The 11603-nt window shown below is 66.4% G+C and carries 9 protein-coding genes; 1 reads left to right on the top strand and 8 read right to left on the bottom strand.

Annotated elements, in window-relative coordinates; all coding sequences use genetic code 11:
- Positions 1-185 precede the first annotated feature (185 nt).
- Positions 186-1700 (top strand): acetyl-CoA hydrolase/transferase family protein, encoded by a 1515-nt coding sequence (locus C1932_RS02020; RefSeq protein ID WP_108755220.1) that lies wholly within the window; start codon positions 186-188, stop codon positions 1698-1700.
- Positions 1701-1812: 112 nt separating this feature from the next.
- On the opposite strand, the gene C1932_RS02015 is transcribed toward C1932_RS02020, so the two are convergent.
- The 8 genes from C1932_RS02015 to C1932_RS01980 all read right to left on the bottom strand — a co-directional run bounded on the left by C1932_RS02015 (position 1813) and on the right by C1932_RS01980 (position 11568).
- Complete coding sequence (locus C1932_RS02015; protein ID WP_108761045.1) at positions 1813-3174, bottom strand: VOC family protein; 1362 nt, start codon at positions 3172-3174, stop codon at positions 1813-1815.
- A 567-nt stretch (positions 3175-3741) separates the two neighbouring features.
- Positions 3742-4230 carry a hypothetical protein gene (locus tag C1932_RS02010; RefSeq protein WP_108751965.1) on the bottom strand — a complete coding sequence of 163 codons (489 nt, stop codon included), beginning with the start codon at positions 4228-4230 and terminating at the stop codon, positions 3742-3744.
- Between the two features lie 31 nt (positions 4231-4261).
- Positions 4262-5011: an HAD family hydrolase gene (locus tag C1932_RS02005; protein ID WP_108761044.1), complete on the bottom strand. Its 750-nt coding sequence runs from the start codon at positions 5009-5011 to the stop codon at positions 4262-4264.
- Between the two features lie 93 nt (positions 5012-5104).
- Positions 5105-5527, bottom strand: a complete 423-nt coding sequence (locus tag C1932_RS02000) for an EF-hand domain-containing protein (RefSeq protein ID WP_108748269.1) — start codon at positions 5525-5527, stop codon at positions 5105-5107.
- A 227-nt stretch (positions 5528-5754) separates the two neighbouring features.
- Positions 5755-6126, bottom strand: coding sequence for a hypothetical protein (locus tag C1932_RS01995; protein ID WP_108761043.1), 372 nt, complete (start codon positions 6124-6126; stop codon positions 5755-5757).
- 99 nt (positions 6127-6225) lie between these two features.
- Positions 6226-6945, bottom strand: a complete 720-nt coding sequence (locus C1932_RS01990) for a M15 family metallopeptidase (protein WP_108761042.1) — start codon at positions 6943-6945, stop codon at positions 6226-6228.
- Complete coding sequence (locus tag C1932_RS01985; protein ID WP_108761041.1) at positions 6872-8419, bottom strand: serine hydrolase domain-containing protein; 1548 nt, start codon at positions 8417-8419, stop codon at positions 6872-6874. The genes C1932_RS01990 and C1932_RS01985 overlap by 74 nt, the downstream gene beginning before the upstream one ends.
- 125 nt (positions 8420-8544) lie before the next feature.
- Positions 8545-11568, bottom strand: coding sequence for a TonB-dependent receptor (locus tag C1932_RS01980; RefSeq protein WP_108761040.1), 3024 nt, complete (start codon positions 11566-11568; stop codon positions 8545-8547).
- Between the last annotated feature and the right edge of the window lie 35 nt (positions 11569-11603).

Here is an 11603-nt window from a genome sequence, read left to right as displayed (position 1 = left end):
CCTCCCCCACGTCGGGATGCAGGGCCATCGTGCGGGCTGCGGGCGGACAATGCACGCTGCACTGCAAAACAAAACTGCTGGGTATGGTAGCCACGGCCCCGGAAAAGCCATTCCACGAAGGTAGAACGCCCCGTACCGGGGGGGATGGCCGATAATCGAGCTTTCCCCCCAGAAACACTGTCGTCATGTCTGTTGATCGCATCGCCAACGCGCGTCTTCGTGACCGCGTGGTCTCTGCCGAGGCCGCAGCCGCGCTGATCCAGCCCGGTGAAACCGTGGCCATGAGCGGCTTCACCGGCTCCGGTTACCCCAAGGCCGTTCCCGTGGAACTGGCCCGCCGCATCGAAGCGGTGCACGCCCAGGGCAATCCCTTCCAGATCAAGCTGATGACCGGCGCCTCCACCGCACCGGAACTGGATGGCGCGCTGGCCAAGGCCGATGGCATCGCCATGCGCATGCCCTTCCAGAGCGACCCGGATGCGCGCAACCGCATCAACGAGGGCAAGCTGGATTACATCGACATCCACCTGAGCCACGTGGCCCAGCACGTGTGGTTCGGTTTCTACGGCGAGATCGATACCGCGGTGATCGAAGTGTCGGCCATCCGCGAAGACGGTTCGCTGGTGCCGTCCACTTCGGTGGGCAACAACAAGACCTGGCTGGACCTGGCGAAGAAGGTGATCGTCGAGGTGAACGAGTGGCAGCCGGCCGGCGTGGATGGCATGCATGACATCTACTACGGCACCGCCCTGCCGCCGCACCGCAAGCCGATTCCGCTGGTGAACGCCAACGACCGCATTGGCGATACCGCGCTGCGCTGCGACCCGGACAAAATCGTGGCCGTGGTGCGCACCAACGGCCCGGACCGCAACAGCCCGTTCAGCCCGATCGATGCCACCAGCGAACAGATCGCCTCGCACCTGATCGAATTCCTGAAGCACGAAGTGAAGAAGGGCCGGCTGCCGCCGAACCTGCTGCCGCTGCAGTCGGGCGTGGGCAATATTCCCAACGCCGTGCTGGCCGGCCTGGCCAAGAGCGGTTTCCGCGATCTGGCCGCGTTCACCGAAGTGATCCAGGACGGCATGCTGGACCTGCTGCGCGACGGCGTGCTGAGCTATGCCTCGTGCACCGGCTTCGCACTCAGCCCGCAGGCCAACGAAACGTTCAAGGAACACATCGATTTCTACCGCGAGCGCATCATCATGCGCACGCAGGAAATCTCCAACCACCCCGAACTGGTGCGCCGCCTGGGCTGCATCGGCATGAACGGCATGATCGAGGTGGATATCTACGGCAACGTCAATTCCACCCACGTGATGGGCACGCGCATCATGAACGGTATTGGCGGTTCGGGTGATTTCGCCCGCAATGGCTTCCTGTCGGCGTTCCTGAGCCCGTCCACGGCGAAGAACGGCAGCATTTCGGCGATCGTGCCGATGGCCAGCCACGTGGACCACACCGAACACGACGTGTCGGTGATCGTGACCGAACAGGGCCTGGCCGACCTGCGTGGGCTGACCCCGCGCAAGCGCGCGCAGGTGCTGATCGACAACTGCGCGCACCCGGATTTCCGCCCGCAGCTGCAGGATTACTTCGACCGCGCCAGCCGCGAAAGCTACGGCAAGCACACCCCGCACCTGCTGCCCGAGGCGCTGTCGTGGCACCAGCGCTGGCTGGATACCGGCACGATGAAGGGCTGATTGCTGTCGGGGTCAGAGCCCTTTTCTGCCGAAAAGGGATCTGACGCCGGTCATGGCGCGCGTCGGGGTCGGATCCCTTTCCGACGGAAAGGGCTCTGACCCCACCTCTGCATCAACCGCGCAGCGCCGCCAGTGATTCGGCCTGCAGCCGCTCGTAGATCTCGAACTCGTCATTCACCGCCACGCCCAGCGCCTGCTCGAAGGCCTCGCGGTTGGCGTGCGCGGCATAGGCGCGCTGTTCTTCGCCGCCCAGGTTCGACTGGAAGATGCCTGCGGCACTGACCGGCAGGAAATCTTCGTAGACGATCGGGTCGGCGGTGGCCAGGCCCGCCGCCACCAGCACTTCGGCCGGTAGATCGGCCACCCGTTCCGGCGCGGCACGCCCGGCCTCGGTCAGCTGGTAACGGTAGTAGCCCAGGCCTTCCTGGCGCAGCGTGTCATGGTCATCGGGGAAGCTGGCGAACACCGCCTGCAGGCGCTGGCCGTAGTCGCCGCCGGTGCTGCCGGCACCGCCGGCGTCGCGCGCCTGCGCCAGCAGCTGGTCGTACAGCGCGCGGCCCTTCGGGGTCAGCGCCAGGCCGCGCTGTTCGATCTCGCCGAAGCGCGCGGTATGGGTGCCGGCATCGCCGCCTTCCGCATCCGGGAAATGCACGGCCTCTTCCAGTGCCTTGAAGCTGGTCTGCCGCAGCAGAATCGGGCAGGCGCGGCGCGGCGGGCCCTCGATCACCGCCTTGGCGGCCATGCCTTGTTCGATCATCGCGCCCTGTGCTGCATCGATATCCAGCGTGCGCGGGGTCAGGTGGTTGATGTGCGGGCCACGGAAGCTGACCACGTCGGCCACCAGCCGGTGCGCGTTGTGCAGGGCGTGGTAGGTGGGCAGATCCACGGTGGCATCGCCGTGCCAGCGGAAGGTTTCCAGCGCTTCGGCCACAAAGCGTTCGGCATCGGCCTGCGACAGGCCACCGTCACGCTCGGCCTGGTCGATCAGCGCCAGCGCGCCGTCGGTGAAGATGCGGCGGCGTTCGAGGATGCGCGCGGATTCGGCGCGCAGGGTTGCGTCCTCGATCAGTTCCAGCCGCAGCAGCGAGGTGAACACGCGGAACGGGTTCTGCGCCAGCGCGGCAGCGGTCAGCGGGCGGAAGGCGGTGGAATGCACCGGCACGCCGGCCACCGACAGGTCGTAGTAGCCCACCGGGTACATGCCCATGACCGCGAACAGGCGGCGCAGGGTGGCCAGTTCGTGCACGGTGCCGACGCGGATGGCGCCATGGCGCTCTTCGTCCAGGCGCGCACGTTCATCGTTGCGCTGCAGCTGCGCGGCCAGGGCCGGGTCTTCTTCCAGAACCTGCGTGTTGATGCGCTCTACCAGGTCCACCAGTGCGCCATACAGCGGCACTTCGGTGCGGTACATGCGGGACATGGCCTGGGCGAACAGGCGGCGGATCAGATCAGGCGAAACGAAAGAGGCGCTCATCGGTTACTCGATCACGGGAACGGGGAACAACGCGAATGCCTATTGTCGCCGCAGCGCGCGGCCGCGGCGAGACGCACAGCAGCATGACGGATATCGGTAGCGCCTGGGACTGCTTTGGTGGGTGCGAACCTTGGTTCGCACTGATCTGGCAGCAGCCGGGGCAAAGACGTGCGAACCAAGGTTCGCACCTACCAGACCCCCGCCGGGCACGGCAGCAGCCGTGGACTGCTTTGGTAGGTGCGAACCTTGGTTCGCACCGATCTGGCAGGGGCCGGGGCAAAGACGTGCGAACCAAGGTTCGCACCTACCAGATCCCCGCCGGGCATGGCAGTAGGCGTGGATTGCTTTGGTGGGTGCGAACCTTGGTTCGCACCGATCTGGCAGGGGCCGGGGCAAAGACGTGCGAACCAAGGTTCGCACCTACCAGATCCCCGCCGGGCATGGCAGTAGGCGTGGATTGCTTTGGTGGGTGCGAACCTTGGTTCGCACCGATCTGGCAGGGGCCGGCGCAAAGACGTGCGAACCAAGGTTCGCACCTACCGGGCCCCCGCCGGGCATGGCCCGGCGCTACCGGCCCAGCTGGCGCTTCAGGGTGGCATCGAGGGTGATCGGCCGGTCCCAGTGCTCGAAGCTGGCCACCACGGCGTGGCGCACGGCGCGCACGTGCAGGTTGGTGGGCTTCACCGGCATGCGCTCGACCACCGCTTCCCAACCGCCTTCCGGGTTCTGGCTGAAGGCGCGCACGCTGTCGCGGCAGGTCTGGCCGCTGGCCTTGGCCCAGAAGCAGGCGAAATAGATGTCGCCGGCCTGCCAGCCGTGGGCGGTGAACAGCGCGCTGACATACGCGCGCGGCACGTCGGCATAGCGCGAGACTTCGTCCAGGAAGGCGTCGGGGTAGCGCTCGGCGTAGTGGTTGATGTCCTGCAACTGGGCATCCAGCCAGCTGTCGCCGCTGTTCACTTCATAGGCCGCCGAACGTTCGGCGGTCTGCTGGGCCAGCACGGTGGCCGGCACCAGCAGCAGGATCGACAGCAGCGCGCGCAGGATCAGGTTCATGCCCCGATTCTGCCGCAGCCGCTGCGCCCTGTCAGGCCGCGGTGGCCTTGGCCTCGATGGCGGCCAGCGCGGCCGGCCAGTCCCAGGCCGTATCGGCAGTGACCATGCGCGGCTCGTCCTCGGCCACGCCGTGCTCGGTTTCGTGGGCCCAGGTGACTGCGTACGGGGTATGGATGCCCCAGCCACCCAGGGTGACCACCGGCTCGATATCCGAACGCAACGAGTTGCCAACCATCACGAACTGCGAGATCGGCAGTTCGAATTCGGCCAGCACGCGCGCGTAAGTCTGCGGGTCCTTCTCGGACACGATCTCGATGCGCGGGAACAGGTCGTGCAGGCGCGCAACATCGATCTTCGCTTCCTGGTGGAACAGATCGCCCTTGGTGATCAGCACCACCGGGTAGTGCTCGGCGATGGCCGCCACCGATTCGCGTACGCCGTCGATCAGTTCGACCGGGTGGCGCAGGGTGTCATGGCCGATGTCCAGGATGCGCTGGATATCCTTGGCTTCGATGCGCTGGCCGGTGATGTCGATGGCCGCTTCGATCATCGACAGCGCCATGCCCTTCACCCCGTAACCGAACACGCCCAGGTTGCGCTGCTGTACTTCCAGCAGGTGGCGCGCGGTGCGGGTGTCGTGCACGTCGATGTAGCGCGACAGCAGATCCAGATAATCCTGCTCGGCCTTGCGGTAGTAGTCCTCGCTCTTCCACAGCGTATCGTCACCGTCAAAACCGACCAGGCCGATGGCGCGCGACGGCGCGGGCATGGAGGAGTTCATCACACAAGGATACAGGCCCCCGGCACGCAGAAAAAACCCAGGCGGCCGAAGCCGCCCGGGTCCCCATGCACCGGTTGTCCCGACGGTGTTGGATCAGCGGCCCGGCGCGGCGTTGCCGCCGGCTGCGGCACCCTGCTGGGCCGCCACGTAGGCCTTGTACTCATCGGGGCTCAGTTCCCCGTCCTTGTTGGCATCGGCCTGGTCGAACACCTGGGCCAGGCCCGCGTTCACCTGTGCCTCGGCCTTGCTGATGGTGCCGTTGCCATCGGTATCGATGCTGGCCCAGGTCTGGCCGCCGCCACCGCCACCGCTGGCCTGCGCCGACGCTGCGGCCGCCGCGTTGCTGGCCTGGTCAGCCGCCTGGCCGGCCTGTGCCGCCGACTGCTGGGCCTGCGCGGCCTGGTTCTGTGCCTGCGCGGCCTGCTGCTGGGCGGACTGCGCCATGGCCGGAAGGGTGAGCAGGCTGCCAGCAGCAACGACCAGGGCGATCAGGGGCTTACGGTTGCGAATCGTCATAGGGAATGTCTCCTTTGGGTGGTGTTGCGCGGCCTGTTGTTTCCGCACGGCACCTACCCTGCCACCCCGTTTGTGAATCGATTTTGCGCCGCGACCGGCGCCACCACGCGGCATTAACCACTCGGCCACGCGCATGCTTTAGCACGGTGGTTAGCGCCAAGTGAGCGGCTCATAAGGCACGCATTCAGCGCGCGCGGATTTAACCTGCAGGCAACGAAAAACCTGCGTCAGTCGACGTTCTGCACGGATGACCGCGAACTGAACACAATCCATCCCAGCGCCACACCGGCGAGCGCGCCGGCGATTTCCAGCACCACCCGGCTGCCCAGTTCGTTGGGATCGTGGATGGTTGACAGGAAGATGCGCGCATACAGCGGCGACTCCAGCCGCACGATGCCCATGTAGAACAGCTTCCAGATGTCGATGCCGGCGCCGATGATCACCGCCAGCACGCACGAAGCACCGATGGCCTGGTTCACCGAACCGCCCAGCCCGCGCACCACGCGCAGCATCAGCAGGTACATCAGCAGGCCGACCAGCAGGGCGATGCCGCCGGCTTCCAGGGTGCCAAGCAAGCCGAAGTGCAGCGGAAGGTTCATGCGGGCGCGCGTGCGGGGAGAGGCGGCCAGTGTAGATCCACGCCATGCGTGGATGAAATCCTGGGCGGCCATCGAACACCATCCACGCGTGGCGTGGATCTACTGCACGGGGACGTCGTAGGCGGTGCTGGGGTCCGGTTCGGGCTGCAGGGTGTAATGCCACCATTCCTGCGGGTAGTTGGCGAACCCGCGCCGGGCCATGGCCTGCAGCAGCTGCTGGCGGTTGCCGCGCTGCACCGACGTCAGCCCGGGCGTCTCGGTATGGGCGCGCACGCCGAAGAAATCGAAATCGGTGCCCATGTCCATCACCACGCACGCGCCCGTGCGGCAATCCAGCAGGCCCAGGTCGACGGTGGCGCCACGGCTGTGGCCCGAACGCTCGGCGATGTAGCCGTCGGCCAGCAGCTGCGGCTTGTCCAGGTCTGGATACTGCAGGACCTTGCGCGATTGCTCACGCGGATCGTGTACCCAGGCCATGAACGCCTGTACCGCGCGCACGGGCCGGTAGCAGTCGTACACGCGCAGGCCATAACCGGCCCCGCGCAGGTCGGCTTCCACCTTCGCCAGCGCCTGCGCCACCGGTGCCAGCAGATAGCAGGCCGGCGCCTGATAGCCCGGCACGGGGGCGCCGGTGAAGTTGTTGGCTCCGGCGTAACGGATGTCGAGCTGGATCTGCGGCGACAGGGTGCGGATGTCCACCAACCCGGCCGCCGTGGCATCGGTGGCCGTGGAAACACGCGGCGGCTCAGCCGCGCGGGACGTCGCCGCCGCTGTCAGTGCAATCGCCAGTGCGAGTGAAATGCAGATCCTGGAAGTCATAGCTGAAGTCGATCTCGGGGTCGATGGCACGCAGGTCCAGCGTTGGCGGCGCGCCGTCGCCCGGCTGCAGCCATGCCTGTGCCTGCTCGCCCAGCGTATCCCAGTGCAGCAGCCAGCGCCCCTGCACCTGCTGCACGCTGGCCTGCAGCTTCGGTGATTTTTCCACGGCAAAACGCAGCCCCTTCGGCCCGGAGCAGAGCGACGCATTGCCCAGCCAGGGATCACGATAGCGGCCCTGCCAGCGCGCCAGGTCGTCAGAAGTGGCCGCGCGCGCCCCGGCGGTGGAAGGGCGCCCGCCAGCGCTGGCCGCACGCACTGCGCGATCGGCGGCCAGTTCGGCCAGGTAGCTCATGGCAGAGGCGGCCTGCTCTGGCGCGGTGTAGCCCTTCAACATCGACTGCATCAGCGCGGTGCGTGCATCCTCGCCTTCACCATTGATCAGCATCACCACGCCCACCTTGCGGTCGGGCAGCAGCGCCAGCGAAGAATACATGCCCGACAGCGTGCCGGTGTGCGCCACCTTCCACTGCCCGTCCATGTCTGACACCCGCCAGCCATAGCCATAACCGTAGAAGTGCGCGTTGTCCCAACGGCGCTGGCGTTCGCCCAGCGGCATGGGCATGTGCAGGGTCCACAATGTGCGCCGCTGCTCGCTGCCCAGCCAATCGGGCACCAGCGCCGGGTCCAGCAGCACCTGCATCCAGCGGGTCATGTCAGCCAGCGAACAGCGGATGCCACCGGCGGCCATCGAGGTCAGGTCAGGGCTGCGCGCGCCATCGGCGTTGACCACCACCGGTTGCCCATCGCGAACGGTATGCGGCTGCGCCACGTTGCCCACGCGCTTCACCGACCACGCGCCCACTTGGCAGCGCCGCATGCCCAGCGGCTGGAACACCTGTTCGCGCAGCAGCTGGTCATAGGGCTTGCCGCCGGCGGCGGCGGCCACTTCGCCAGCCACCACATACATCAGGTTGTCGTAGGCATAGCCACTGCGGAAGCTGCTGACCGGCTTCAGGTGGGCCAGCCCGGCGATGATGTCGGCGCGGGTGTAGGCATTGGGCTCAGGCCACAGCATCAGGTCGCCCGCGCCCAAACCAAGGCCGCTGTTGTGGATCAGCAGGTCGCGCACCTGCATGTGCTCGCCTACCCAAGGGTCATGCATGCGGAAAGCAGGCAGGTAGTTGCGCACCGGGTCATCCCAGCGCAGTTTTTCCTGCTCCACCAAGCGGGCCAGCAGGGCGGCGGTCATGGCTTTGCTGTTGGACGCGATCTTGAACAGCGTGTCTTCGTCGATGCGTCCACCATCGCCGCGTGCGCCCTGGACGTAGCGGTAGGCCACGCGGCCGTCTTCCACCACGGCCAGGGCGATGCCCGGCAGGTGCTCGTGCTGGACCACGGCGGCTACATCGGCATCGATGGATGCGGTGCTGGTGGCCTGTGCGTGGACCGCCGGCGCCAGCGCCAACAGGGCCATGCCGGCGTAACACCGGTAACGGCCACGCACGCGGCGGTAAAGTCGAGCTTGCTCGACTGAACCGCGCGAAGAGCAGTCGAGCGAGCTCGACGCTACGGGGCTCTTCGCGGCGCCGGCGGGGCGGCTCAGAAGTTCCACGTCACCACCAGCTGGGTGTAGCGCGGGGCCTGCCAGCGCGTGCCCGTGCCGAAGGTGGCTTCGCGGTACACGCCCGGCTGCGCTTCGTAGCGCTGGTGCACGTTGATGATTTCCTGATTGTTGAACAGGTTGTACACCGACAACCGCGCGCTCAGGTCGATGCCCTCCACCGGCAAACGCCAGGTCACGTTGGCACCCAGCGTCCAGGTCCACGGCAGGCGGCCGAACGCACCGCGCGGGCTGTACTCGAACTGGCGCTGGTCATACGGCCCGGAACAGTTGGCCACGCACAGCCAGCCGGTGCCGCCGCCGCTGCCCTCGCTGGAGGTACTGCCGCCGGCGATGCTGTCGTTGGGCCACATCACGCCATAGGCGGTGATCGGGCCACCAGACTGCACCTGCAACGTGGTGCCGAACGACCACTGCTTGTTCAGCGCATATGCCGCGCGCAGCTTGAACTGGTGGCGGAAATCGTTGAACAGCACGCCATAGCGTTCGTTGGTGGCCGGGTGGTCCCAGAACTGCACCATGCCGGTGTCGCCGTAGTTGGTGTCCGAGTTCACGGGGCCTTCGAAGTTGCCTTCGCTCTTGGACCACAGGTAGGAGGCGTTGAACAACCACTTCTCATCCCAGGCGCGGTCGATCTGGAATTCCAGCCCCTTGTAGGTGCGCTTGGGCTTGGAATAGCCGATCACTTCGCCGCTGCCGCCCTTGCGGTAGCCGCTGTTGGCGGTATCGATGGTGATCCAGCCTTCCTGCGCGCAGCCAATGCTGGAATCGCCCCAGATCGTCAGCGATTCGCCGGGGTTGGCGATCGGCCACAGGGTGCTGGGGGTCGGCCCGCACGGGGTGTAGTTGATGCGGATGTCATCCAGTGCGCGGGTCATGCGCCGGTAGGTGGCATTCACGCCCCACGACCAGGCCTGGTTGATCATGCTCTGGAAGCCCAGGATGTACTCGTCCTGGTAGACCGCCTTCAGGTCCTTGTCCACGCTCTGCCGCAGGTCGGCGCCGCCGGTGTTCATGCGCGTATCGGTCGGGCCGATCTGTTGGCCGATGATCGGCGCCATGTACGCCGAGCCGGTGGGCGAAGTCTGCTGCTGCCAGCCTTCCAGCACGTAGTAGCTGTATTCGTCGGTCAGGCCGCCGGCGAAGTTGACGTTGATGTTGTTGGTGACCGGCAGGTAGTAGCGGCCGGCGTTGCCGAACAGCTTGGTGCTGCCATCACCGCGCATGTCCCACGAGAAGCCCACGCGCGGCGCCACCAGGTCGTCCATCTTGATGAAGGCGTTGCCCTGCGCGGTGCGGTTCTCGAAGCGGTCCCAGCGCACGCCCAGGTTCAGCATCAGGTTCGGGGTGACGTTCCAGATGTCTTCCAGGTAGAAGGCATTCGCTTCGGTTTCGAACGTGCCACCGGACTGGCGGTTGCGTGCACGCAGCATTTCGGTCACGCCGGCCGGTACGTAGGCATTGGCGCCGTCCCACACTTCATCGCCGGGGCGCGCCACGTAGGCGGTATAGCTCAGCGCGGTGGGGCCGGGGTAGCGGGTGGACTGGTCGGTGGTCATCAATTCGCGGTCCACGCCGAAGCGCAACAGGTGGTCGCCCAGTTGCCATTCGAAATCCAGGCGCGCCACGTCGCGGGTGTCATCACGCTCGGCCACCGCGGTACCGGTGGGATGGCAACCGGCGCGCAGGCCCTGCAGCTTGTACAGGCGGGTGCCGTAGGTGCTGTCGGTGAACACCGGGCTGCAGGCCTGGTCCAGCGACGAATTGGTGAACGCACGCTGGTTGTTCTGCCCCACCATGGCGCGGGCGGTGAAGTTCTGGCCGAAGTGGCCGGTATAGGTGGCCGACCAGTTCTTGCCACCGGTTTCGGTTACCGAATCGCCGCCCCAGGCGCCGATCTCGTCCTCGTCCCAGTCATAGCCATAGGACGCGTTGGTCACATCGCCTTCGTCGGAAAACGCCAGCAGGGCCAGGCTGTGGTTGTCGTTGATGTTCCAGTCCAGCTTGGCGCCCCAGAAGCCGTTGCCGGAGTCATTCTTGAACCACGTACTGCCATCGGACGAGGTGTTGTGGCCCTTGTCGCTGCGGTCTTCGTACATGGCGAACAGGAACAGCTTGTCCTTGATGATCGGGCCCGAGCCCCAGACGTTGGTCTTCAGGAACGAGTTGTTGTCACGGCTGCCATAGGAATGCGCACTGCCATCGCGGTGGAAGTGGTCGCCTGCGCTGGAGCGCCAGGCGCTGGGTTCGGCGGTCACTTCCACGCCGCCCTTGAATTCGTTGCTGCCCGAGCGGGTGACGGCGTTGATGACACCGCCGGTGGAACGGCCGAACTCCACCGAATAGCCGCCGGTCTTGACCTGGAATTCGTTGAAGAACGCGAACGGCGCGGTGCTGAAGCCGCGCCGGGTGTACATGTCGGTCACGTTCAGGCCGTTGATGAACACCGCGTTTTCGGCCACCGACGAACCGGCGAAGGACAGGCCACCGAACGAGGAATTGCCGCCCACCACGCCCGGCGCCATCAGCGCCACCGCCGACAGGTCCTGCGCCACCGGCAGCCGCGAGATCTCCTGGCGGTTGATGTTGAACGAGGTTTCGGTGGAATAGACATCCACGCGATTGATCACGCGCGTGCCGCGCACCTGCAGTGCATCCAGGTTGGTCACGCCGCCACCGCTGGCCAGGTTCACCGTGGTGGTGCCGCCCACCGCCACGCTCACCGCCACCTGCTCGCCCAGGGTCTGCCCATCGCGGCTCAACTGCAGCTGGTAGTCGCCCACCGGCAGTTGGCCCAGGCGGTAGCTGCCATCGGCGCCCACGGTCACCGTGCGGGTCAGGCCGGTGCTGCTGCTGACCACGGTGACCTGGTCACCGGCGGTGGCCCGGCCGGCCACCGCGCCGGTCACGTTCTGTGCGAATGCAATGCCCGGCGCGATCACGCCCAGACACGCGCCCAGGGCGACGCTCAACGCCGCCCGCTTGATGCTGTAAGCCTTCATCCCCTGCTCTCTCCTGCAAGAATTGAATGGTGTGG

The sequence above is a fragment of the Stenotrophomonas sp. YAU14D1_LEIMI4_1 genome, assembly GCF_003086815.1.
Classification (GTDB): Bacteria; Pseudomonadota; Gammaproteobacteria; order Xanthomonadales; family Xanthomonadaceae; genus Stenotrophomonas.
Note: the sequence above shows the minus strand (reverse complement) of the source record. Positions and strands in the feature narration are given on the sequence as shown.